Below are 22,352 nucleotides of genomic sequence, written 5' to 3'. Positions count from 1 at the left end.
TTTGCTGCTGCGGGCCCCGATGCCCGACGGCACCCCCGCGGTACTGCTGCAACACCGGGCGGTGTGGAGCCATCAGGGCGGCACCTGGGCTTTGCCGGGTGGGGCCCGCGACAGCCACGAGACGCCAGAGGAGACCGCGGTCCGCGAAGCGCACGAGGAGGCCGGCCTGGTTGCCGAGCGGATCGCCGTGCGGGCGACGGTCGTCACCGCCGAGGTTTCCGGGCGTGGCGGCACCAGCTGGAGCTACACCACGGTCGTCGCCGATGCCGACGAGTTGCTGCAGACCGTGCCCAACCGGGAAAGCGCTGAGATGCGCTGGGTCGGCGAAGACGAGGTGGCCGACCTGCCGTTGCATCCCGGATTCGCCGCCAGCTGGCAACTGCTGCGCACCGTCCCCGCGACCGTGCCGCTGGACCACGGCGACGAACGCCGACAGCGTCTGCCCCGCACCATGGAGATCGAGGGCGGGCTCTTCGTTTGGTGTATGCCCGGCGACCTGGATCACGCGCCGCCGCATTTGAGTCCCCGGATCAGCTTGCTGCTGCGAGCGCTGAACTGAGCTGCTCGGCCGCCGTCCGTGGATCCTCGGCCGCGGTGATGGCGCGCACCACGACGATCCGGCGGGCCCCGGCGGCCAGCACGTCGGGCAGCCGCTGGGCGTCGATGCCGCCGATCGCGAACCACGGTTTGCCCGTGCCCAGGTCGGCTTCTAAAACTGCGACTGCGCGTACCAGCTGCAGACCCGGTGCCGCGCGGCCCGGCTTGGTCGGGGTGGGCCAGCAGGGGCCGACGCAGAAATAGTCGCAATCGCCAGACTCGGCCGCCTTGGTGGCCTGGCCGGGGTCGTGGCTGGACAGGCCGATCAGCGTGTCCGGTCCGACGATTTCCCGCGCCACCCCCGGTGGCAGGTCGCCCTGCCCCAGGTGCAGCACGTCGGCGCCGGCCGCGCGGGCGATGTCGGCGCGGTCGTTGACGGCGAACAGGACGCCGTGCCGACGGGCGGCATCGGCGAGGATCTCGCACGCGGCCAGCTCCTCGCGTGCCTCCAGCGAGCCGAACCGCTGCTCACCGACCGAACCCTTGTCGCGCAGCTGGATGATGTCGACGCCGCCGGCCAGGGCGGCGTCGGCGAACTCGGCCAAGTCACCGCGCTCACGGCGGGCGTCGGTGCACAGGTAGAGGCGCGCTTGCGCAAGACGTTCGTGCACAAGGCAGACGTTATCGCGGTGAGCGCGCTAGCGTAGAAAGCCGTAGGCACGGGAGTCCCGGGTTACCAGCGGGGCTGAGAGTGGGCAACTGCACTTGCCCTTACCGTCACACCTGATCCGGGTCATGCCGGCGAAGGGAGCGAGGATGCAGTCTCTGGCCGTGGTAGGCGGCGGTGTCATCGGCCTGGCGGTGGCGCGCCGGGCGGCGCAGGCGGGATGGTCCGTTCGGGTGCACCACACCGGCGAGCGGGGTGCGTCCTGGGTCGCCGGGGGCATGCTGGCCCCGCACAGCGAAGGCTGGCCCGGCGAGGAACGGTTGCTGCGGCTGGGCCTGGAGTCGCTGCGGCTGTGGCGCGAGGGCGGCTTTCTGGACGGGCTGCCGCCGGAGGTGGTCACCGCCCGCGAGTCGCTGGTGCTGGCCGTCGACCAGGCCGACGTCGCCGACCTGCGCACCGTCGCTGACTGGCTGTCCGGGCAGGGACATCCGGTGGTCTGGGAGGCGGCCGCGCGCGATGTCGAACCACTGCTGGCACAAGGTATCCGGCACGGATTTCGGGCGCCCACCGAACTGGCCGTGGACAACCGCGCCGTGCTCGACGCGCTGTTCGGTGACTGCGAGCGCCTTGGCGTTGAGTGGGCGGCGCCGGTCGACGATCTGTCCGAAGTCGAAACCGACGCCGTTGTAATTGCCAACGGCATTGACGCACCGGCACTCTGGCCCGGACTGCCGATCCGTCCGGTGAAGGGGGAGGTGTTGCGGCTGCGCTGGCGCAACGGTTGTATGCCGCTGCTGCAGAGGGTAATTCGTGCCCGGGTCCATGGGCGCCAGGTGTATCTGGTGCCGCGCCGCGACGGCGTGGTGGTGGGCGCCACGCAGTACGAACACGGTCGCGACACCGCGCCGGTCGTGTCGGGGGTGCGGGATCTGCTCGACGACGCGTGTGCGGTGGTGCCCGCGCTCGGTGAATACGAACTTGCCGAGTGTGCCGCCGGGCTGCGCCCGATGACGCCCGATAACCTGCCAATTGTGCAACGCCTGGACGCACGGACCCTGGTCGCCGCCGGTCACGGCCGGTCGGGATTTCTGTTGGCGCCATGGACCGCCGAACAGATCGTGTCCGAACTCGCTCCGGTGGGGGCCGTGCCGTGATCGTCGTGGTGAATGAGCAGCAGGTCGAGGTCGACGACCGGACCACTGTCGCGGCTCTGCTGGAGTCGCTGGGCTTCCCGGACCGGGGTATCGCGGTGGCGCTGGATCAGGCGGTGTTGCCTCGGTCTCACTGGGCGGCAACGCTTTCCGAAGGTGTCCGAATTGAGGTGGTGACGGCGGTGCAAGGTGGTTGACTCCAAACTGACGATCGCGGACCGCAGCTTCGCCTCGCGGCTCATCATGGGTACCGGGGGAGCGACCAATCTGGCGGTGCTGGAAGAGGCGCTGATCGCCTCGGGAACCGAGCTGACGACCGTCGCGATCCGCCGCGTCGACACCGAAGGTGGAACCGGACTGCTCGACCTGCTCAACCGGCTGGGCATCACGCCGCTGCCCAATACCGCGGGGTGTCGCGGTGCCGCCGAGGCGGTGCTCACCGCTCAATTGGCGCGCGAGGCACTGAATACCAACTGGGTCAAGCTCGAAGTGATCGCCGACGAACGCACCCTGCTGCCCGACGCGGTCGAATTAGTCAAGGCGGCAGAGCAATTGGTGGATGACGGGTTCGTGGTTCTGCCGTACACCAACGACGACCCGGCGCTGGCGCGGCGGCTGGAGGACACCGGTTGCGCGGCGGTGATGCCGCTGGGTTCGCCGATCGGCACCGGCCTGGGCATCACCAACCCGCACAACATCGAGATGATCGTCTCGCGGGCCGGTATTCCGGTAGTGCTCGACGCCGGGATCGGTACCGCGAGCGACGCGGCGCTCGCGATGGAATTAGGTTGTGACGCTGTGCTTTTGGCCACCGCGGTGACCAGGGCCGTAGACCCCCCGACGATGGCCGCCGCGATGGCCGCCGCCGTCACCGCGGGCCATCTGGCGCGCCGGGCCGGACGGATCCCGAAGCGCTTCTGGGCGCAAGCGTCCAGCCCGACCCGATGAGCGCACCGAAACGATATGTCGCGCTGGGGAGTTCGATGGCGGCCGGGCCCGGCATCCGGCCCCGCGCCGCCGGAGCGCCGTGGCGGTCGGGCCGATCGGCGCGCAACTACCCGCATCTGGTCGCCGAACAACTGCACTTCGACCTGGCCGACGTAACCTTCTCGGGTGCGACCACCGCGCACGTGCTCGCCGATCGTCAGTTCGGTGCGCCACCGCAAGTCGACGCGCTGGACGGATCGGAGGCCCTGGTCACGGTCACTGTCGGCGGCAACGACGTCGGCTACATCCCCCTGCTGATGGCCGCGTCGTTACCGGCAGCGATCCGTAGGCTTCCGCTGCTCGGCGATCGCATACGTGAGCTGCTGGACCGCGACATGCGTGATCGGGCGCTGGGTCAGGTATTTGATTCACTGTGCGCGGTCGGGCAGGCGCTGCGCGAGCGCGCGCCCGACGCGCGGATCTTGTTCGTCGACTATCTGACGGTGCTGCCGCCTGCGGGTGAATCCGCCTCGCCGCTTTCGGGATCCGTCGCCGAGCTGGGCCGCCACGTCGCGACCACGCTGGAACGGCTCACGGCCGAGGCCGCAGCGGCGACCGGCTGCGAGGTGGTGCAGGCCGCGGCGGCCAGCCGGGACCACCACGCGTGGTCGGCCGCGCCTTGGACGACCACGCCGACCAGAACCGGTGTGCCGCTACCGTGTCGGCCGGCGCCGCTGCATCCGAATGCCGCCGGAATGCGTGCGGTGGCGGAACTTGTTGCGGCCCAGTTGTGATCAGCCGTTGGTCTGCCACCACTTGTAGAGCGCACCGTTGTCGGTGTTCGACGCGCGCAGGTGGCCCAGCACCTTCTTGGCGTCGATAGTCCAGGTCAGTGTCGCGGCGCCCTGGTAGGTCCCGCACGCGACCTGTCCAGCCGTACCCGAACCGCCCTGGTGCCAGGTGCCGGGTGACTGGCCACCGTCTCCGCACGCGGTCAGGGATATGTCGTGGATGTTGGAAGTGAATGCGGAGGACAAATCGGTGGTGCTGCTGAAGAGTTGGTAGATCGCGGAGGCCGGTCCGCTCGAGTCGGGGCTTTGTCCGCAGTCGAGCTCGGCCAGGACAGGACCGCTCAATGAACCCGATTTGCAGCTGTCGATGGTGTAGCCCTTGGAGAGGGAGCCGGCCAGCGTATTGAGATCCGCCGAGCTAGCGGTGGGATCTGCGTGCGCGGTCACAGTGCCCAGGCAGGCGAAGCTGCCCATGAGCGCTGCAGCCGCCGCGGCTCGGAGCGCATGGGTGAGATGAGACATTTTGACTCCTTGCGGTGGTAGGACGTCGTTGACCGGATGCAGAGCTTTCCCAAAAGGCATCGTAAAGCTATGCCGCAGGCATGCAACATGTTCGGCGAAAATTGTTTTGGGCGATTTCGGCCGCCCAGTGGGCCACCGTCGTCCAACCGGCTTGAATTCACCAATACGGGAACGTGATTCGCTGCTCGCATGCCAGGCAGGTGGATCGATTTCCGCCGCTGCCCAAGGTCAGCCGTTGGCTTTCCACCACGTGTACAGCGCGGCGGTGTCCCCGTTGGATGCGCGGATAAGACTCATCACGGTCTTGGCGTCGGTGGTCCAGATGACCTCGGCCTGGCCCTGGTAGGTCCCGCATGCCAGTTGCCCGGCAGCGTCGGTGGAGGCGCCCTGGTGCCAGGGGCTGGGCGACTTGACGTCCCCGCAGTTGGCCAGCGCGTCAGCCGCGATGCTGCTGGTGAACGCACCGCTGAGGTCGCCGGCGCTGCCGAACAGCAGGTACTTGGCAAACACCGGCCCGCTGGGGTCTGAGTTCTGCCCGCACTCGATTACCGCTTGCACGCCGCTCGGACCGACCGTGGATTTGCAGTTGCTGGAGCTGTAGCCCTTGGAAAGACTGGCGGCGAGCGTGTCGGTGGGGTCTGCGTTCGCGGTGGCGGTACCCGCGCAGACGAAGCTTCCCACGAGCGCCGCGGCCGTCAGCACGTTGGTGAGATGAGACATCTTGACTTCCTTACGGTTGTCGGACCGGCGGACCGAAAGCAGGGCTTTTGCTACAGGCATCGTAGGGCTACGCCCAGGCCACGCAACACATTCCGCTAGAAATTGTCTGTGTGGGCATTAATTCCCGCACTGGCAGGTGTCGCCGTATTGGCGCCGAAACAATAAAACAACAACGTATTTCGGATGCGCATTACCGCCGGTCCGTAATGGGATTTGCGATTGGTATGCCGGTGTCACGGCGTAAGGGTATGGTAGGCACCGCTTTGCGCCAGCTAACTCCTCGTGACCGGAGATCCCGTGACAGAGCCGCCGCCACCATCGCCCGGGTATCCGCCGCCACCGCCGGCCGAGCAGGCGCCGAACAACTACTTGGTGTTGTCCATTGTCGGGCTGGTGCTCTGTGTGATCCCCGGGATCTTCGCGGTGGTCAAGTCCGCCCAGGTCTCCGGACTGTGGGCGCAGGGTCAGTACGCGGAGTCGCAGGCGGTCGCCAACAGTGCCAAGACGTGGGCGATCTGGTCGATCATCCTGGGCGGCGTCGCTTACGTCGCCGCCGGCATCCTGGCGACCGTTTTGATCTTTGCCGGCGACCACAGCGCGGCGATGCCCGCCATGATGTTCTGAGTCAGGAGATCGCTGATGCTGACCCGCCAAGAGTCGGCGCCGCGGCGTCTGGGCGCGCCGCTCCTGGTGGCCGCCTCCGCGACGTTGGTGTGTGCCGCCGTCTGGGTGGGTGATCCGACCACACCGCACGGTCCGCTGCCGGTTTGCCCGACGAAGGCGCTACTGGGTATCGACTGCCCCGGATGCGGCAGTATGCGGATGCTGTATTCGCTTATGCACGGCAACCTGTCGGCGGCGGCCAGGTTCAACGCCATGGGTCTGGTGGCGGTGGCGCTGCTGGTGTGGGCATATGTGGCTTGGACCTATGGCCGCCTGAAGGGCCGACGGATCAAAAGTTGGCAGCACCAGCGCTGGGCGCCGGCGGTGACACTGGGGTTGATGCTGGCTTGGTTTGTGGTGCGCAACATTCCTTTTCCGCCGTTCAGCGGACTGTTCGTCTGAACGCCGCTGAGCCGGGACTATCAGCGGTGGGTACCGAACGGCTAACCTTGGGCGCGATGGTGAACAAATCAAGAACGACGCCGGCTGTGCTTGCCGTAGTCGCCCTCACTTTATTTATCCTGACCGGCTGTTCGCACGGCAAGGGTCAGGCGCTGCCGACGAACGGCAATCCCGCCGCGGCCGAATTCGCCACCTCGGTGCGCAACAAGGTGACCGCCGACGCGATGATGGTGCATCTATCGAAGCTGCAGGACATCGCCAACGCCCACAACGGCACCCGGGCGGTCGGTACCCCGGGCTATGAAGCCAGCGTCGACTATGTGGTGAATGTATTGCGCAACAGCGGTTTTGACGTGCAAACGTCCCAATTCTCCGCTCACGTGTTCCACGCCGAGAAGGGATCGCTGACCGTTGGCGGCAAGACCCTGGAGGCACGTGCGCTCGAGTACAGCCACGACACCCCGCCGGACGGGGTGACCGGGCCGCTGGTGATCGCGCCGTCCAACGACAGCCCGGGCTGCTCGCCGTCGGACTACGACGGGTTACCGGCGCAAGGCGCGGTGGTGCTGGTCAATCGTGGCAACTGCCAGTTCTCGCAGAAGTTGGACGCCGCAGAGAAGCGCGGAGCGGTAGGGATGGTCGTCGTCGACAACGTCGACGAGCAGCACATGGGCGGCACCCTGGGGGAGAACACCGACGTCAAGATCCCGGTGGTGAGCGTCACCAAGTCGGACGGCATGGTGCTGCGCGGATTGACCGGGCCGGCCACCATAAAGCTCGCTGCGAGCACCCAGAGTGTCAACGCGCGCAACATCATCGCGCAGACCAAGACGGGGTCGACCAACGACGTGGTGATGATCGGCGCGCATCTGGACAGCGTGCCCGCGGGGCCGGGTATCAACGACAACGGCTCCGGGGTGGCCGCGGTTCTGGAAACCGCGGTTCAACTGGGCAACTCGCCGCAAGTGCACAATGCGGTGCGGTTCGGCTTCTGGGGTGCTGAGGAACTAGGACTGATCGGGTCGCGCAACTACGTCCAGTCGCTGGACCTGGACGGGCTCAAACACATTGCGCTGTATATGAACTTCGACATGCTGGCATCGCCCAACCCGGGCTACTTCACCTACGACGGCGACCAATCGCTGGCGCTCAAGGACCGCGGCCAACCGGTGGTTCCGGAAGGCTCGGCCGGCATCGAGCGGACATTCGTCGCCTACCTGAAGGCGAACGGGAAGACCGCGCAGGACACCGGGTTCGACGGTCGTTCCGACTACGACGGATTCACCCTGGCCGGTATCCCGGCCGGCGGCCTGTTCTCCGGCGCCGAGGCGAAGATGTCTGACGAGCAGGCCAGGTTGTGGGGCGGGAAGGCCGGCGAGCCGTTCGATCCCAACTACCACCAGAAAGGCGACACCCTCGAACACATCGACCGCACGTCGCTTGGGATCCAAGGCGGCGGGGTGGCCTACGTGGTGTCCCTGTACGCGCAGGACCTCAGCGGGCGAAACGGTGTTCCGGTGCTGGAGGACCGTACGCGGCACGTGCTCGTCAAGCCATGACGCCGGTTCGCGGCCTGGCCACGGTCCTGGTGGTGATCGGGCTGCTGGCGGGCTGCTCGTGGCACCGGTCTTCGAGCACCGGAACGCCGGTTGCCGCGCCGGATCTGGGTCGTGCGTTGGCCGCAAAGGTGACCCTGGACCGGATGGTCACCCACCTGCGCGCGCTGCAGGATATCGCCAACGTCAACAAGGGCAACCGGGCGCAGGGCACACCGGGGTTCGACGCCAGCGTCGATTACGTGGCGAAGGCGTTGCGCGGCAGGGGGTTCGACGTTTCGACGCCGCAGTTCGACCGGTTGTACACGGTGTCGGCGGGCAAGCCTGCGCTGACGGTTGCCGGCCGCAGCTACCAGGTCGACCAGGCCTCGCTGCTGGTCCGCACACCTGCCGGCGGGCTGACCGGCCAGCCGGTCCGCCCCAAGCAACCGGCCGGCTGCGCGCCCGGTGACTACCCGGCGGAGGTGCCGAAGGGGGCGATCGCCGTCGTCGACGACAGCCACTGCTCGGTGGTCGACAAGCAGAACAGCGCAACGGCCAGGGGCGCCGCGGCGCTGATCGTGATCAGCCAGCCCAGTGGTGCGGGAGCTCCGCCCACGTTGTTCACCCCCGGCTACTACAACCAGCTGACCGTGCCGGTCGCGGTGGTAGGTGGCGCCGGTGCCGCCGCGCTGGGCCGTACCAGCGCGCCGGTGCGCCTGGTGCTGGACGCTGAGACCCGCAAGATCACTTCGCGAAACGTGTTGGCACAGACCAAGACCGGCAAGACGGAAGAGGTGGTTATGGTCGGGACCCACCTCGACAGCGGGCCGGACAGTCCAGGCGTCAACAACGCCGGGTCCGGGGTGGCCGCGGTGCTGGAAACCGCGTTGCAGATGGGCCCGTTGGCGCCGGTGACCAACGCGGTGCGCTTCGTCTTCTGGGGGGCCGCCGAGGACGGACTCAACGGGTCCACGGACTACGTCTTCGGCCTGGACCGCGATCGGCTCAACGACATTGCGCTGTACCTCAACTTCGACATGCTGGGTTCCCCGAACGCCGGCTTCTTCACCGACGACGGCGACCAGTCCGGTCCGCCCGGCACCGGTGTGGCGTCTTCGGATGTGCCCGAAGGCTCGGCGGGCATCGAGCGGACGCTGTCCGGCTATCTGAACCTGGCCGGTAAGCGACCCGCTGACATGCCGTTGAACACCCGGACCGATTACCATCCGTTCCTGGTCGCGGGGGTGCCGATCGGGGGTATGAACACCGGCGCCTCGCAGACGAAAACCATAGTGCAGGCCCGACTCTGGGGCGGTCAGGCCGGCGTCGGGTTCGACCCGAACTATCAGAGCCCCCGTGACACGGTAGACAACATCAACCGGGAAGCATTGGCGGTCATGGGTTCTGGGGTGGCCTATGCGGTGGGCAGTTACGCGGAGTCGATCGGCGGCCCCAACGGAGTCCCGGGCCACGACAAGCGGCATCGCCCGCGGATGCCGTAACTGAGGATGGCCGCTACGGCGTCTTTGGATTTCGTTGTGCGGGGTTCGTTGTGCCGTTACGGTTAGCCGAGCGTTCTAAGATGGGGTTCCTTTTAGTGCTGCTGTGCAGGCCGGTCGGGACGGGGTTGGTCAATGAATAGCCACGTGCGAAAGCTACGTTGGTTGCCGGGTGGTCGCCCGCGCAGAGCGGTCGTCGGTGTGCGCGCGGCGTTTGCCTGCGTAACGGCGACACTCGTGCTGGCGGCATGCACCACCATGGTCGACGGGCGGGGCCTGTCGGTGCTCAACGACCCGTTCCATGTGGGGGGTCTGCCCGCGACCAACGGACCCAGCGGGCCCCGCCCGAACGCGCCCGCCGCGGTCGGCACGGTCGTCAACACCAACAACGGACCGATTGACAAGCTGGCGCTGCTATCGCTCAACGACATCGAGGATTACTGGAAGGCGCACTACGGCCCACCGCTGAAAGGAACGTTCAAGCCGCTCGACAAGTACGTCTCGTATGACTCCACCGATCCGCGCAGCCCGATCATCTGTCACAGCGAGACCTACAAGATGCCCAACGCCTTTTTCACCTCGCGGTGCAACTTGATCGCCTGGGACCGTGCCGACTTCTTGAACGTCGCGCAAAAGTATTTCGGCGACATGTCCGTCACCGGTGTGCTGGCGCACGAGTTCGGCCACGCCGTGCAGTACATGGCCAAGTTGGTGACCAGAAGCACCCAAACCATCGTCAAGGAGCAGCAAGCCGACTGTTTTGCGGGTGTCTACATGTTCAACGTGGCAGACGGCAAGTCGAAGCGCTTCACGATAAGCACCGCCGACGGGCTCGACCACGTGCTGGCCGGCATCATCACCACCCGTGACCCGGTCATGGACTCCGATCAGGAAAACGACGACGAACACGGGAACGCGCTGGATCGGGTCAGTGCCTTCCAGATGGGCTTCATCACCGGCACCCCGGCCTGCGCCGCGATCGACATCAAGGAAATCGAGCAGCGCCGCGGCGACCTGCCCAAGACCTTGCGGCGAGAGGCCAACGGGGACAGGGAGACCGGTGAGGTCCCGATCAACGAAGACACCCTGCAGACGTTGATGGAGCTGTTGGGGAAGATCTTCTCCCCCAAGAACCCACCCTCGTTGGTCTTCAAGCCTGCCAATTGCCCCGATGCCAAGGCCAGCCCGCCGGCGTCGTATTGCCCGAAGACCAACACCATCTCGGTCGACCTGTCCAGCCTGTCCTCGATGGCGAAGGTCGCCGGCATGAGACAACACTCGCTACCGCAAGGTGATGACACCGCCCTGTCGATCGTGATGTCGAGATACACGCTTGCGGTGCAGCATGAACGCGGCTTGCCGATGCAGAGCCCGTGGACCGCGCTGCGGACCGCGTGCCTGACCGGTGTCGTGCACCGCCAAATGGCCGAGCCCATCGAGCTGCCGTCCAAGAAGCAGCTTTTGCTGACCGCCGGTGACCTCGACGAAGCCGTCTCCGGGCTGCTGACCAACCGCCTGGTCGCCAGCGACGCCGACGGTGCCACGGTGCCGGCCGGGTTCACCCGGATAGCGGCGTTCCGTGGCGGCGTGGTCGGCAAAATGGAAGCCTGCTACACGCGCTACCCCGCATAGTCTGCACGGGCGGACTGGCTGACCTGGGGTTTGGCGTGAGCCCAGGGCGGAAATCCGCCCCTGCCGATCTCCGCGCAGGTTCACACCGTTGTGCGGCAAGGCAATATGTCGCTTAGAGGTGGAGCCGGCGGTGCCCCAGCCCGTTAAAAGTGCCGAGCGATCTCCGGGTGTGGAACGTAGTGCGCAGGCTCTGCGTCTTCGTCTTTTGAGTGGTCGTTGTGTACCCAGCTCGCCAGAAACCAGGTGACCAGCAGCCAACCCAGCACCATGGCGGAAATGGCCCAGGCGCGCCGGACCATCAGCGCGCTCCCACACTGCCCGGCGACGTCGTGACCCTCGGTTTGGCTGGCTTGGCTCAGGGTGGAGTTGAAGCCGTTGCCGCAGCTCACCTTGATCCCGTACGTGTCGTAGAGGCCGAGGTGGATCGGATAGAACATGGCCGCCAGACCGAAGGCCGCCAGCAGCACGCCGACGACCCCTATGTATACCTGTCGATGACTCACGGCTTCTCCCTGGATGTTAACTACGAATTCGGCAGCCGGGCTCAAGTCATGCAGACGTTTGCGAACAGCAGGACGGGCCAGGACACGATCGAACCCAAGAAAGAGACCGCCAGATCGGCACCGTGCATTTGACTCAAATGCTGGGTGTGCGTCGCCGACCAGATGGTCCCTAACAGCAGATACGGTGTGCCGAGGATTAATCCGATGACGAGCAGTTGACCGATGGTGATCTCGAAGTCGAGCACCTGACGAATCCTCTGCAGCATGTGCGATCTCCTCGGCGGGGGTCCCGGTGAGCCGTAATTATGTTAATCGAGATTCCTACCATCCGAAAGGTAATGGCAAGGTTTGGGAAGGGCCCGTCCGGGCTATGGTGAAGCGGTGTCTACCGCGCCCGCCCCGACCGGCTTGTCGGGCGAGGCGGCGCCCGGCGTTCGGCGGCGGCCCAAGGACCGCAAAACCCAGATCGCCCGTGCGTCCGCCGAGGCGTTCAGCGCGCAGGGGTATCACGCGGTCAGCATGGAAACCATCGCCGCCAAGGTCGGGATTTCGGCGGCCGCGCTGTACCGGCATTACGACGGCAAATATGACCTCTTCCGCGGCGCCGTGCTGAACTTGAGCCAGCAACTGGTCGATTGCACCGATGCGGCGGAACCCGACGACTCGTCGGCAACGCTCGACAAACTGGTCGCGGCACTCATCGACGCCACGCTGGACAATCGCGAGTCCGGTGGTCTGTACCGCTGGCAGGCGCGGTATCTGCGGGCCGAGGACCAAGCCACGCTGACCGATCAACTGAAACTGGTGAACCGGCGAATCCACAAGCCGCTCATGGCGATCCGGCCGACGTTGGTATCCACGCAACGGTGGATGCTGTCGGCGGGTGTGCTCAGCGTGATCGGCAGCATCGTCGACCACGGGGCGCGGCTGCCCACCGACGACATTCGGCTGCTGCTGGCCGAGGCCGCCTCGGCGGTACTGGGTGCCGACCTACCGCAGCCGGGGGACATCTTTCCCCGCCCGGCGTCCTGGCGGATCTTCGCCGAGGACGCCGGCGTCTACGAAGCGTTGCTGCACGCGTCGATGGCGCTGTTCAAAGAGCGCGGTTATTCCGAGACCAGCATGGCGCAGATCGCCAAGGCCGCCGGTGTGTCGGTGTCCGGGATCTATCGCTATTTCTCCGGCAAGTGCGAAATCCTGGCGACCGGGCTGCGCCGCGCGGCCGACCGGGCCTCCGGCCAGCTGTCGCCGATTCTGGGCGCGCTCACCGAGCCCCGCCAGACGTTGACGCTGCTGATCGATGCTTATGTGGCAACATCTTTCGCCAACCCGGAGCTGGCCGCCGTCTACTACACCGAGCGGGTCAACCTGACACCGGCCGACCAGATGCTGCTGCACAATGTGCAGGGGTCCACGATCGACTCGTGGGTGCGGCTGCTGACGGCGGCGCGGCCGTCGTGCACACCGATGCAGGCGCGGTTTCTGGTGCACGCGGCGATGGCGCTGGTGGTCGACTTGGGGCGGATGGTCAATTATGAAGACGAGTCGGCCTACACGCAGGCGTGTGTGCGAAAACTGATGGAGCTCACGCTTTTTGGCCCGGAAGAAGATGCAGCGCCGCCGCAACCGCCAGGCCGGCGACGTCGAGGGTCTTCGAGCCCAAGTCGTGGCGCGCGCCGGTGATTTCGACGACCTCGGTCGGTGCGGCGATCAGCGCCGCGGCAGCGCGTAGCTCGGCCAGTGTGCCGAACGGATCCGAGCTGCCGTGGGTGAACACGGTGGGCACCGTGATGTCCGGCAGGTGCTCGGTGCGAGGACGCTCGGGCTTACCCGGCGGATGGACCGGGTAGGAGAACAGCGTCAGCACATCCACCGGTGCTTGCTTCTGGGCCACCACCATCGAGGTCTGCCGACCGCCGTAGGAATGTCCACCGGCGACCAGCGGACCGTCGGCCAGGCCACGGCACAACTCCATCGCTTCGACGATGCCCGCCTGGTCGCTGGCCGCCGAGCCGGGCGGCGGACCTTTCGGGCGGCGCCGTCGATAGGGCAGGTTGTAGCGCACCGCCAGCCAGCCGCGCCGGGCCCACTCGTCGCAAACCTGTTGCAACAGTTTGGAATCCCGGTTCCCACCGGCGCCGTGGGTGAGCACAACCACTCCGAGCGGGGAGCTTTCCGGTTCGTGCGCGACACCCGCGATCTCCTCGAGGCTCATAAGCCGAGCCTGAACAGCGGCGAGACGGGCCCGTGGCCGCCGCCGAGCGGATAAGCGGCGCGCAGGGATTCGGTGACCCATTGCTTCCCGAAGCCGACCGCGTCGGGCACGGTGTACCCGTGCGCGAGCGCACACGCCACCGCCGTGGCCAGCGTGTCACCGCCGCCGTGGTCGTCGCCGGTGGCCAGCCGCTCGGCTTCGAACTCGTAGAAGTCCGCGCCGTCATACAACAGGTCGCAACTGAACTCCGAGGATCGCAGGTGCCCGCCCTTGACCAGTGCCCATCGCGGGCCCAGGGCGTGCAGGGCCTTCGCCGCGGCCCGCTGCGATGTGGAGTCGATAACCTCTATATCCACCAGCAGGCGCACCTCGTCGAGGTTGGGTGTCACCAGTGTGGCCAACGGAAACAGTTGGCCCCGAAGCGACTCCAGGGCAGACGGGGCCAGCAGGGGATCTCCGTGCATGGACGCGCACACCGGGTCGACGACCAACGGGACGGACAATTCGAGCCGCTGCCAGGTGTCGGCCACCGTGGCGATGATGCTCGACGACGCCAGCATCCCGGTCTTGGCCGCCTGGATGCCGATGTCGGTGACGACGGCTTCCATCTGGCCGGCCACCACGTCGTCGGGAACTTCGTGAAAGCCCTTGACTCCCAAGGTATTCTGCACCGTCACCGCGGTGACCGCGACGCACGCGTGCACACCCAGCAGCGCCATGGTGCGCATGTCGGCCTGGATGCCCGCGCCGCCTCCGGAGTCCGATCCGGCGATGGTCAGCACCCGCAGCGGCGTCGCCCCCGGCGACGGCAGGGGCAGGATCGGGGGCAGGAAGCTCACTGGGTGATCGGCAGATACACCCGGTTGCCGTGCTCGGCGAACTCGCGCGATTTTTCCGCCATTCCGTCGGCAAACAGCGCGTCGATGTCCTCTTCGGTCTCCAGCCCGTGTTTGGCGGCGTAGTCCCGCACATCCTGGGTGATCCGCATCGAGCAGAACTTCGGCCCGCACATCGAGCAGAAGTGCGCGGTCTTGGCGGGCTCGGCCGGCAGCGTCTCGTCGTGGTATTCCCGTGCGGTGTCGGGATCCAGCGACAAGGCGAACTGGTCGTTCCAGCGGAACTCGAAACGCGCGGTGGACAGCGCGTCGTCCCGCTCCTGCGCGCGGGGATGTCCCTTGGCCAAATCGCCTGCGTGCGCTGCGATCTTGTAGGCGATCACCCCGTCCTTGACGTCCTTGCGGTCCGGCAACCCGAGGTGCTCCTTCGGGGTGACGTAGCACAGCATGGCGGTGCCGGCCTGGGCGATGATCGCCGCGCCGATCGCCGAGGTGATGTGGTCGTAGGCCGGCGCGATGTCGGTGGCCAGCGGACCCAGCGTGTAGAACGGGGCCTCCTCGCACCACTCCTCTTCCAGCCGCACGTTCTCGACGATCTTGTGCATCGGGATGTGGCCCGGGCCCTCGATCATCACCTGTGCGCCATGGGCTTTGGCGATCTTGGTGAGCTCGCCCAGGGTGCGCAGCTCAGCGAATTGGGCGGCGTCGTTGGCGTCGGCGATCGAGCCCGGCCGCAGGCCGTCGCCCAGGGAGAAGGTGACGTCGTAGCCGGCCAGGATGTCGCAAAGCTCCTCAAAGTTGGTGTAGAGGAACGACTCTTGGTGGTGGGCCAGGCACCAGGCCGCCATGATCGATCCGCCGCGGGACACGATGCCGGTGACCCGCTTGGCGGTCAGTGGCACATACCGCAGCAGCACGCCGGCGTGCACGGTCATGTAGTCGACGCCCTGTTCGCACTGCTCGATGACGGTGTCGCGGTAGATCGCCCAGGTGAGTTCGGTCGGATCGCCCTTGACCTTCTCCAGCGCCTGGTAGATCGGCACCGTGCCGACCGGAACCGGCGAATTGCGCAGGATCCACTCGCGGGTTTCGTGAATGTTCTTGCCGGTGGACAGGTCCATGATGGTGTCCGCGCCCCAGCGGGTGGCCCACACCATCTTGTCCACCTCTTCGGCGATCGACGAGGTCACCGCAGAGTTGCCGATGTTGGCGTTGACCTTGACCGCGAACGCCTTGCCGATGATCATCGGCTCGCTCTCGGGGTGGTTGTGGTTGGCCGGGATGATCGCGCGGCCCCGGGCGACCTCGTTGCGGACCAGCTCCGCCGGCAGGTCTTCGCGGGCGGCGATGAACGCCATCTCGGCCGTGATTTCGCCGGCGCGGGCGCGCTGCAACTGCGTGCCGCGGTCGCGGATCACACCGGGCCGCGGCGGCAGGCCGGCCGCCAGGTCGATTTTCGCGTCGGGATCGGTGTAGGGCCCGGAGGTGTCGTACAGATCGAAGTGGTCGCCGGTGGACAGGTGCACCCGGCGGAACGGGACACCGAGACGCGCCCCGCCCGGGCACTCCACGTCGCGGTAGACCTTGCTGCTGCCCGCAATCGGTCCGGTGGTCACGGAAGGTTCGACAATTACGGTCATTTCTCATCTCCCTACGCCGGCATTACCCGGTCAGGTTCGTACGGTCGACGGCCCCGAGCCGTCCTCTCAGCACACTCGGCGTGCGCTCCCGCGTTTGGGTGGTTTCCACGCTAGCGCAGACCCGCCGTGATTGGCAGCCTGGCAGCGTCGGTCGCACGAATCGGCCAGCGGATGGACGCCAGTCGCTAGCACAAACTGCTAGCATCCAGCGATGGCGAGGATGATCACGCTACGACTCTCGGACGCCGCATACAACGCCGTAAAGCGCTACGCAGACGACGACGGGAAGTCGATGAACGCATGGATCGAGTCCTTGTTGGATAGCGAGGACATGCGGCGACGCTGCGCGGCGCACGACCAGTGGATGCAGCAGCACCCTGAGTTCGCCGCATTCAGTGAGACCTGGCCCGACCGCAATCTCGACGATTTGCCGAAGCGTTGAAATCACCTCGCCGGGGCGACATTTGGACGACGGGCATTGGGATCGGCGTCTTGGTCATCTCGTCGACGGTGTACAACGAGATTTCCAGCGAACCGACCGTCATTGTCGTGCCGATATTCGACCAAGACCCTGACACCGGCTTCGGGGTGGAGCTGGGCGACTCCCAGTGGGTGGCGCCCGGCCTGGTGACCAGTCTGCGAAAGGCTGCCCTCAACAAACTCAGCCGTCGAGTCGACATCCAAGCCCTCACCGATGTCGACGACGTGCTGTTCAAGATTCTCGCGACACCGGACCGATAGCAGCGTTGGCCCGGCTCATCTCCGGGCCCGGGCCTCCTGGTAGCCGGTGGGACCGCAGAGTGGGATGATTCGAGGCGTGCAACAGCCCGCCAAGAACGGCGCACCGGATCAGAGCGACGAGCTGATCAGCGCGGCTGTGGCCGCCGGCCCCGGGTACTTGAACGTGGGGAGCTTCCGTTTCTGGTTCGTGGGTCAGCGCTGGGAGTGGTCCGACGAGGTGGCCCGGATGCACGGGTATGAGCCCGGATCCGTGGTGCCGACGACCAAACTGCTGCTGTCGCACAAGCATCCGGACGATCGCGCACACGTCCAGGACCTGCTCGACTACGCGTTGCGCTCAGGCGAGTCGTTCTCCAGCCGGCACCGGTTCGTCGACACCTCGGGCAATGTGCACGACGCGATCGTGGTGGCCGACCGCATGCTGGACGAGTCGGGGGCGGTGCTGGGCACCGAGGGCCATTACATCGACCTCACCGACACCTTCGACGAGACGCGCCAGGAAGTGCTCGACGAGGCTCTGCCCGACCTGTTCGAGAGCCGTGCGGCGATCGAGCAGGCCAAGGGCGTCCTGATGGCGATCTATCGGGTCAGCCCCGAGCAGGCGTTCCGTGTGCTGCAATGGCGCTCGCAGGAGACGAATATCAAGTTGCGTGCGCTGGCGGCCCAACTCGTCGCGGACGTTCAGGGCCTGTCAGCGGTGCCTGCCGCCACCCAGAGCAAGTTCGATCACCTGCTGCTGACGGTGCACGAGCGCGTCAGTGGCGAACCCGCCAGGTAGGCCCACTAGGCTCAAAAGCGTTTTGGACGGCGCGCGGCATCGGGCTCCCCACGTCGTCTACCGGCCGGATTTGACACATTCGAGGCGGAGAAACGCAATGGAACTGTTGGACGTCGATCACGAAGCTCGCGACGACGCGGTCGTCGTGCACGTCAAAGGCGACGTCGACTCCAGCACCGTCGACCAGTTGATCGCCAACCTGACCGACGCGCTGGGCCTGGCTGGGGCCCACCCGGCAAGGCTTCTCATCATCGATCTGGCGCTGGTGAGCTTCTTCGGGAGCGCCGGGTTGAATGCGGTGCTCGAGAGCCACCAGGAAGGCACGGCGGCCGGGACGTCCGTCCGGCTGGTGGCCGGCCACGGTCAGGTGCTGCAACCGATTCAGGTCACGGAGCTGGACCGGATTCTCGACATCTACCCGACGCTGTCCGACGCGCTGCGGGGCGTCAAACCTGCAGAGGATCCTGAGCGGTAGCGATGGGCGGTGCTCTGCCGGCTGACCTTGCGGCTGCGGCCGCGTTGGGCGGGGAGATGGGCCGCCGGTTCGCGGAGTTCGACTGGGCCGCTCATCCGCTGGGCCTGCCGCAAGACTGGCCGGCCGAGATGCGGACGATCGTCGCGACGACGCTGACCTCGCGGTTCCCGTACCTCCTTTGGTTAGGCCCGCGCGACCACTTCATGGTCTATAACGACGCCTACATTCCGATCCTGGGCAACAGACACCCAGACGCGCTGGGTCAGCCCAGCGAGCGGGTGTGGTGGGACGTCTGGGACTCGATCGGCCCGATGATCGAAAGTGTCGTCGCCACCGGCAAGGCCGTCTGGGTGGACGACCTGCTCTTGCCGGTGATCACCGCCGGCCGGCGGGGCGAACGGTACTTCACCTTCAGCTACAGCCCGCTGATGAGTGACAGAGCAGTGGTCTACGGGGTGATGGCCACGGTCAGCGAAACCACCGAACGGGTGCTGAGCCAGCGTCGTCTGCACTTGCTCAACACCGTGGCGGCGGCCGTCATGGAGACCCGCACGATCGACGATGCAGTGGCCACCGCAATCGCGGTGTGCACCGACCAGCCCGCCGATCTACCTTTCGTCGCCGCGTATGTCGGCGAGACCGGCCTGCGCGGGGCGACGCCGACGGTACTGCGCCTGCTGCCGCAGACGCTGGCAGAACTGACCCACGCAGAGCTGCAACCGGAGTCACGGGCGTCGGTGACGATCGAGAACGTCGGGTCGGTGATCCCCGGCATTCGCCAGGCGCTGCGGACGAATTGCCCGGAGCAGGCGCTGGTGCTGTCGTTTGGCGAGGGCCCGACCGCCGGGGCGCTGGTAGTGGGGATCAGCCCGCGTCTCCCGCTGGACGCGCTCTACCGCGGGTTCTGCCAATTGCTCGCCGACCAGCTGTCCTCGGCATTGGCGTCGGCCGTCTCCTACGAGCAGCAACGGCAACGAGCCGAAGCGCTCTCCGAACTGGACCGCGCCAAGACGACGTTCCTGACCAACGTCAGCCACGAGTTCCGCACCCCGCTGACGCTGCTGATCGGGCCGCTCGACGATGCGCTGACCGACGCCGGGCCGGACGCCCTGCTGGTCGATCGGCTGAGCACGGCAGGACGCAACGCCCGGCGGCTGCAGCGCCTGGTCGATTCGTTGCTGGACTTCTCCCGCATCGAAGCCGGCCGGGCCAACGCGAGGTTGGTGTGCATCGACGTCGGCGCCCTTACCGCCCACATCGCGTCGTCGTTCACCGAGCTGTGCGCGCGGGCCGGACTGGATCTGGCGGTGCACTGCGATCCGGCGCTGGCCGACATCGACCCGGGCATGTGGGAAACGATCGTTCTCAACCTGCTCTCCAATGCGGTCAAATACACATTGGCAGGCTCGATTTCGGTCGAAGTGCGCAGTGAGGCGGCGCACTGCCGGGTTGCCGTGCGGGACACCGGCGTCGGGATCACCGAGCAGGACATCAGCCGGCTCTTCGAGCGCTTTTACCGGGCCGACAACACGCACGGCCGCAGCGTGGAAGGCACCGGCATCGGGCTGGCACTGGTACGCGGCCTGGTCGAGCTGCAACGCGGAACGGTGCAGATCGACAGCGAACCGGATGTCGGAACGACCGTGACCATCCTGCTGCCCCGAGCGGCCCGATCGGTTGAAGGCACGGCGATCGACCAATCGCCGGCCGGGCTGCTGGACGAGACGAATCCGTACGTCGCCGAGGCAAGTCAGTGGCTGGCTCCCACACCGCAGACCCCGCAAGGTACGACGGACGCGACCGGCCGGCCACGCCGGTTGGTGCTGATCGCCGACGACAACGCCGACATGCGGGTCCATCTGGACCGGGTGCTCTCGGCGCACTGGGATACCGCTTTGGTCGGCGACGGCGTGTCGGCCTTGAACGCGACCCGCAACCTGCAACCCGACCTGATCGTGACCGACGTCATGATGCCGGGCCTGGACGGGTTCGAATTCGTCGCGGCCGTGCGCGCCGACCCGGCATTGGCGGCCACCCCGATCCTGATGCTGTCCGCGCGGGCCGGTGTCGAGGCCGTCAGTGAAGGCTTCGCCCACGGTGCCGACGACTACCTGCCCAAGCCGTTCCGCTCCCAGGAGCTGGTCGACCGGGTGGCGGCGCGGCTATCGGCCACCGCCCGCGAGCGCACCCGACAACAGCTGGTGTCCGGTTTTGTGCACCTCGACGCCGCGTTACAGGCCACCGACTCGGTCGCCGGAATCCTGGCCGCCGTGCTCGACTCGCCAGTCGGTTCCAGCGACGCCGACGCGGTGGCGATCGGTGTCCTGGACGGTGAAGACAACGTCCGGTTCGAATACGCCGGCGCGGTTCCCGCGGAACTGCGCGACCGGTACCACGTGGCCAGGCTGGACAGCCCCCTGGTGGGGGTCGACGTCATCGGCCGGGGTGAGCCGATGGTCATCTCCGACACGTTCAGCCTTCCGCCGCGCTACCAGCACGCCGTGCGGGACACCGCGGCCAGCGTTCGCGCCTGCGTCGCCCAGCCGTTACGCGGTGGGGTGGGGCGCATCATCGGCGTGCTCACCCTGCTGTGGGCCAACCCCCGCCAGTTCGAGGCGGCCGAACTCGACGGGTTCGCCCGCACGGCCGAGCTGACTCAGTCGGCCCTGGACCGGGTCCGTGTCATGGCGCGCGAGCATCGCATCGCCGTGGACTTCCAGGAGCATCTGCTGGACCTGGATAGCAGGTCGACCGCCGCGGTGGTGGCTGCGGTGTATCAGCCGGCGGGTGAGGCCATGCGGGTCGGCGGCGACTGGTATTCGGTGACGCCGCTGGACCGGCCCAGCACGATCGGGATATCCGTCGGCGACGTCGTCGGACACGGCCTGCCTGCCGCGATCGTGATGAGCAGGCTGCGCGCCGCAGTGGCCGCCTCCGCGCTGACCAGCGCCGAGCCGGGGGCCGTGCTGCGGGCGCTGGACACCTATGCGGCCACCGTCGCGGGCGCGCGTTGCGCGACGGTGGCCTACGCACTGATCGACGCGACAGACCCGAGGGGCACAGTGATCAGCTACATCTGCGCGGGGCACCCCTACCCGCTGCTGGTCTCGCCTGATCGTGATCCGATATTCCTCGAGGCCGGGCGGTGTCCACCGTTGGCCACGCCGGGAAGCCACCCGGCCGGCGTCGGCGCGCACGCCGACGTGCCACCGGGCAGTTTGATCCTGTTGTATACCGACGGACTGATCGAACGGCCCGGCGAGACACTCGACGAAGGATTCGCGAATCTGAAGGCCGTCGCCGCAGGCTGCGCCGACCTGCCGGTCGAGACCGTGTGCGACGAGCTACTGGATCGGATGAGGCCGCCCGGCGGCTACCGCGACGACGTCGTGGTGCTTGCCCTGCGCCCCAGCCACGCCGGGCCGCGCAGCTTCGTCATCGTGCTGCCGGCGGTGCCCGCGGAGGTCCCCACGCTCCGTGCTGCAATGCAGCACTGGTTGACGCGCATCGCGGTCGAACCCGAACGTCAGGACGACATCCTGTTGGCCACCAGTGAAGCGGTGACCAACGCGGTCGAGCACGGCAGTCACTGCGACGCCCGCAAGACCGTGTCCGTCGAGGCCTTCGTGCACGGGGACAAGATCGTCGTGACGGTCAGTGACTCGGGCCGCTGGGTGGGCGATTCCTCGGCCAGTCTGCGCAGTCAGCGGCGTGGGCGGGGCCTCACCCTGATCAGCCGGCTCGCCGACGCGGTCGACACCGTGCGGAGTTCCGAGGGCACCCGAGTCACCATGCAGTTCGAGCGCGCGGTCGCGGTCTGATCAGGCCTCTTCCATCGCTTCGCCGAGCTCCTCGAGGAGCCGGTTGTGGTGGTTGGCCGCCAACAGGTGTCCGGCCGCGATCACCAGCGCGACCGGCCAGTCGATGAGCTCGAACGCGGCCAGAGCCGCCAGACCGCCGTAGTAGGCCAGTTGCTCGGGCCGCGGTATCTCCACCTGGCCGAGAATCGGCAGGTTCACTGCGAAGGTCTCGCCTTCGCGGATCTGCTGCACGGCCTCGCTCTGGGTTGCCGCCCGGCGAGCCTTCTTTTCCGCCATCATTTGCCTTTCGGTAAG

25 protein-coding genes and 2 riboswitches are annotated in these 22,352 nt (G+C 67.0%); of the genes, 16 read left to right on the top strand and 9 right to left on the bottom strand.

What is annotated here, in order from left to right:
- Positions 1-559 (top strand): NUDIX hydrolase (locus tag VML93_RS06055; RefSeq protein ID WP_325608667.1); only part of this gene is annotated, 559 nt, incomplete at its 5' end.
- On the opposite strand, the gene thiE is transcribed toward VML93_RS06055, so the two are convergent.
- Positions 531-1,208 carry a thiamine phosphate synthase gene (thiE, locus tag VML93_RS06050; protein WP_325608665.1) on the bottom strand — a complete coding sequence of 226 codons (678 nt, stop codon included), beginning with the start codon at positions 1,206-1,208 and terminating at the stop codon, positions 531-533. The genes VML93_RS06055 and thiE overlap by 29 nt on opposite strands.
- A 38-nt stretch (positions 1,209-1,246) precedes the next feature.
- Positions 1,247-1,364, top strand: a riboswitch (TPP riboswitch).
- On the opposite strand from thiE, the gene thiO reads away from it, so the two are divergent.
- From thiO to VML93_RS06030, 4 genes are all read left to right on the top strand, one after another.
- Positions 1,354-2,358 (top strand): glycine oxidase ThiO, encoded by a 1,005-nt coding sequence (gene thiO / locus VML93_RS06045; protein WP_325608663.1) that lies wholly within the window; start codon positions 1,354-1,356, stop codon positions 2,356-2,358. Its footprint overlaps the riboswitch before it by 11 nt.
- A complete protein-coding gene (gene thiS / locus VML93_RS06040; RefSeq protein ID WP_325608661.1) occupies positions 2,355-2,552 on the top strand; it encodes a sulfur carrier protein ThiS in 198 nt (65 codons plus the stop codon). Before thiO ends, thiS begins: the two co-directional genes overlap by 4 nt.
- Positions 2,545-3,303: a thiazole synthase gene (locus VML93_RS06035; RefSeq protein ID WP_325608659.1), complete on the top strand. Its 759-nt coding sequence runs from the start codon at positions 2,545-2,547 to the stop codon at positions 3,301-3,303. The genes thiS and VML93_RS06035 overlap by 8 nt, the downstream gene beginning before the upstream one ends.
- A complete protein-coding gene (locus VML93_RS06030; protein ID WP_325608657.1) occupies positions 3,300-4,076 on the top strand; it encodes an SGNH/GDSL hydrolase family protein in 777 nt (258 codons plus the stop codon). Before VML93_RS06035 ends, VML93_RS06030 begins: the two co-directional genes overlap by 4 nt.
- Here VML93_RS06030 and VML93_RS06025 read toward each other — a convergent pair whose 3' ends face one another.
- Positions 4,077-4,595 (bottom strand): serine/threonine protein kinase, encoded by a 519-nt coding sequence (locus tag VML93_RS06025; protein WP_325608655.1) that lies wholly within the window; start codon positions 4,593-4,595, stop codon positions 4,077-4,079.
- A 228-nt stretch (positions 4,596-4,823) separates the two neighbouring features.
- Entirely contained in the window at positions 4,824-5,315 is a 492-nt protein-coding gene (locus tag VML93_RS06020) for a serine/threonine protein kinase (protein ID WP_325608653.1), read from the bottom strand.
- Between the two features lie 297 nt (positions 5,316-5,612).
- Between VML93_RS06020 and VML93_RS06015 the strand changes: the two genes are divergently transcribed.
- The 5 genes from VML93_RS06015 (at position 5,613) to VML93_RS05995 (ending at position 11,049) form a co-directional block, all read left to right on the top strand.
- Entirely contained in the window at positions 5,613-5,939 is a 327-nt protein-coding gene (locus VML93_RS06015) for a CD225/dispanin family protein (RefSeq protein ID WP_325608651.1), read from the top strand.
- A 15-nt stretch (positions 5,940-5,954) separates the two neighbouring features.
- Positions 5,955-6,380 (top strand): DUF2752 domain-containing protein, encoded by a 426-nt coding sequence (locus tag VML93_RS06010; RefSeq protein ID WP_325608649.1) that lies wholly within the window; start codon positions 5,955-5,957, stop codon positions 6,378-6,380.
- Positions 6,381-6,436: 56 nt separating this feature from the next.
- On the top strand, positions 6,437-7,939 hold the full coding sequence (locus VML93_RS06005) for a M28 family metallopeptidase (protein WP_325608648.1): 1,503 nt from the start codon (positions 6,437-6,439) through the stop codon (positions 7,937-7,939).
- Complete coding sequence (locus VML93_RS06000) at positions 7,936-9,420, top strand: M28 family peptidase (protein WP_325608646.1); 1,485 nt, start codon at positions 7,936-7,938, stop codon at positions 9,418-9,420. Before VML93_RS06005 ends, VML93_RS06000 begins: the two co-directional genes overlap by 4 nt.
- A 132-nt stretch (positions 9,421-9,552) precedes the next feature.
- Positions 9,553-11,049 (top strand): peptidase, encoded by a 1,497-nt coding sequence (locus VML93_RS05995; RefSeq protein ID WP_325608644.1) that lies wholly within the window; start codon positions 9,553-9,555, stop codon positions 11,047-11,049.
- Positions 11,050-11,192: 143 nt separating this feature from the next.
- Here the strand turns inward: VML93_RS05995 and VML93_RS05990 are convergent, their stop codons facing one another.
- Together VML93_RS05990 and VML93_RS05985 are read right to left on the bottom strand one after the other, a co-directional pair.
- Positions 11,193-11,552, bottom strand: a complete 360-nt coding sequence (locus tag VML93_RS05990) for a hypothetical protein (protein WP_325608642.1) — start codon at positions 11,550-11,552, stop codon at positions 11,193-11,195.
- A 41-nt stretch (positions 11,553-11,593) separates the two neighbouring features.
- Entirely contained in the window at positions 11,594-11,818 is a 225-nt protein-coding gene (locus VML93_RS05985) for a hypothetical protein (RefSeq protein WP_325608640.1), read from the bottom strand.
- A 115-nt stretch (positions 11,819-11,933) separates the two neighbouring features.
- Between VML93_RS05985 and VML93_RS05980 the strand changes: the two genes are divergently transcribed.
- The gene (locus VML93_RS05980; RefSeq protein WP_325608638.1) at positions 11,934-13,235 is read left to right on the top strand and encodes a TetR/AcrR family transcriptional regulator; all 1,302 of its coding nucleotides are present in this window, start codon (positions 11,934-11,936) and stop codon (positions 13,233-13,235) included.
- Here VML93_RS05980 and VML93_RS05975 read toward each other — a convergent pair.
- The 3 genes from VML93_RS05975 to thiC all read right to left on the bottom strand — a co-directional run bounded on the left by VML93_RS05975 (position 13,138) and on the right by thiC (position 16,243).
- A complete protein-coding gene (locus VML93_RS05975) occupies positions 13,138-13,767 on the bottom strand; it encodes an alpha/beta family hydrolase (RefSeq protein WP_325608636.1) in 630 nt (209 codons plus the stop codon). The genes VML93_RS05980 and VML93_RS05975 overlap by 98 nt on opposite strands.
- Entirely contained in the window at positions 13,764-14,597 is an 834-nt protein-coding gene (thiD, locus tag VML93_RS05970; protein ID WP_414686290.1) for a bifunctional hydroxymethylpyrimidine kinase/phosphomethylpyrimidine kinase, read from the bottom strand. The genes VML93_RS05975 and thiD overlap by 4 nt, the downstream gene beginning before the upstream one ends.
- 5 nt (positions 14,598-14,602) lie before the next feature.
- Complete coding sequence (thiC, locus tag VML93_RS05965) at positions 14,603-16,243, bottom strand: phosphomethylpyrimidine synthase ThiC (protein ID WP_325608633.1); 1,641 nt, start codon at positions 16,241-16,243, stop codon at positions 14,603-14,605.
- A riboswitch (TPP riboswitch) is annotated at positions 16,235-16,345 on the bottom strand. Its footprint overlaps the gene before it by 9 nt.
- A gap of 109 nt (positions 16,346-16,454) precedes the next feature.
- On the opposite strand from thiC, the gene VML93_RS05960 reads away from it, so the two are divergent.
- The 5 genes from VML93_RS05960 (at position 16,455) to VML93_RS05940 (ending at position 22,058) form a co-directional block, all read left to right on the top strand.
- Positions 16,455-16,685: a hypothetical protein gene (locus tag VML93_RS05960; RefSeq protein WP_325608631.1), complete on the top strand. Its 231-nt coding sequence runs from the start codon at positions 16,455-16,457 to the stop codon at positions 16,683-16,685.
- A gap of 50 nt (positions 16,686-16,735) precedes the next feature.
- Positions 16,736-16,984 carry a MazF family transcriptional regulator gene (locus VML93_RS05955; RefSeq protein ID WP_325608629.1) on the top strand — a complete coding sequence of 83 codons (249 nt, stop codon included), beginning with the start codon at positions 16,736-16,738 and terminating at the stop codon, positions 16,982-16,984.
- Positions 16,985-17,105: 121 nt separating this feature from the next.
- Entirely contained in the window at positions 17,106-17,762 is a 657-nt protein-coding gene (locus VML93_RS05950; protein WP_325608680.1) for a PAS and ANTAR domain-containing protein, read from the top strand.
- A 97-nt stretch (positions 17,763-17,859) separates the two neighbouring features.
- The gene (locus VML93_RS05945; RefSeq protein WP_325608627.1) at positions 17,860-18,237 is read left to right on the top strand and encodes an STAS domain-containing protein; all 378 of its coding nucleotides are present in this window, start codon (positions 17,860-17,862) and stop codon (positions 18,235-18,237) included.
- Positions 18,238-18,239: 2 nt separating this feature from the next.
- The gene (locus VML93_RS05940; RefSeq protein ID WP_325608625.1) at positions 18,240-22,058 is read left to right on the top strand and encodes a SpoIIE family protein phosphatase; all 3,819 of its coding nucleotides are present in this window, start codon (positions 18,240-18,242) and stop codon (positions 22,056-22,058) included.
- Here VML93_RS05940 and VML93_RS05935 read toward each other — a convergent pair whose 3' ends face one another.
- Positions 22,059-22,334 carry a hypothetical protein gene (locus VML93_RS05935; RefSeq protein ID WP_325608677.1) on the bottom strand — a complete coding sequence of 92 codons (276 nt, stop codon included), beginning with the start codon at positions 22,332-22,334 and terminating at the stop codon, positions 22,059-22,061.
- Between the last annotated feature and the right edge of the window lie 18 nt (positions 22,335-22,352).

Source organism: Mycobacterium sp. (assembly GCF_035499775.1).
GTDB lineage: Bacteria > Actinomycetota > Actinomycetes > Mycobacteriales > Mycobacteriaceae > Mycobacterium.
This window is presented reverse-complemented; position numbering and strand designations above follow the sequence as displayed.

What these genes read in the sequence shown, in the direction of transcription:
- thiC (WP_325608633.1), bottom strand. Translation starts at nt 16,243, where the DNA reads ATGACCGTAATTGTCGAACCTTCCGTGACCACCGGACCGATTGCGGGC.
- VML93_RS05960 (WP_325608631.1), top strand. Translation starts at nt 16,455, where the DNA reads ATGGCGAGGATGATCACGCTACGACTCTCGGACGCCGCATACAACGCC.
- VML93_RS05940 (WP_325608625.1), top strand. Translation starts at nt 18,240, where the DNA reads ATGGGCGGTGCTCTGCCGGCTGACCTTGCGGCTGCGGCCGCGTTGGGC.
- VML93_RS06005 (WP_325608648.1), top strand. Translation starts at nt 6,437, where the DNA reads ATGGTGAACAAATCAAGAACGACGCCGGCTGTGCTTGCCGTAGTCGCC.
- VML93_RS06020 (WP_325608653.1), bottom strand. Translation starts at nt 5,315, where the DNA reads ATGTCTCATCTCACCAACGTGCTGACGGCCGCGGCGCTCGTGGGAAGC.
- VML93_RS06025 (WP_325608655.1), bottom strand. Translation starts at nt 4,595, where the DNA reads ATGTCTCATCTCACCCATGCGCTCCGAGCCGCGGCGGCTGCAGCGCTC.
- VML93_RS06010 (WP_325608649.1), top strand. Translation starts at nt 5,955, where the DNA reads ATGCTGACCCGCCAAGAGTCGGCGCCGCGGCGTCTGGGCGCGCCGCTC.
- VML93_RS05945 (WP_325608627.1), top strand. Translation starts at nt 17,860, where the DNA reads ATGGAACTGTTGGACGTCGATCACGAAGCTCGCGACGACGCGGTCGTC.
- VML93_RS05985 (WP_325608640.1), bottom strand. Translation starts at nt 11,818, where the DNA reads ATGCTGCAGAGGATTCGTCAGGTGCTCGACTTCGAGATCACCATCGGT.
- VML93_RS05935 (WP_325608677.1), bottom strand. Translation starts at nt 22,334, where the DNA reads ATGGCGGAAAAGAAGGCTCGCCGGGCGGCAACCCAGAGCGAGGCCGTG.
- VML93_RS05975 (WP_325608636.1), bottom strand. Translation starts at nt 13,767, where the DNA reads ATGAGCCTCGAGGAGATCGCGGGTGTCGCGCACGAACCGGAAAGCTCC.
- VML93_RS05995 (WP_325608644.1), top strand. Translation starts at nt 9,553, where the DNA reads ATGAATAGCCACGTGCGAAAGCTACGTTGGTTGCCGGGTGGTCGCCCG.
- thiO (WP_325608663.1), top strand. Translation starts at nt 1,354, where the DNA reads ATGCAGTCTCTGGCCGTGGTAGGCGGCGGTGTCATCGGCCTGGCGGTG.
- VML93_RS06030 (WP_325608657.1), top strand. Translation starts at nt 3,300, where the DNA reads ATGAGCGCACCGAAACGATATGTCGCGCTGGGGAGTTCGATGGCGGCC.
- VML93_RS06000 (WP_325608646.1), top strand. Translation starts at nt 7,936, where the DNA reads ATGACGCCGGTTCGCGGCCTGGCCACGGTCCTGGTGGTGATCGGGCTG.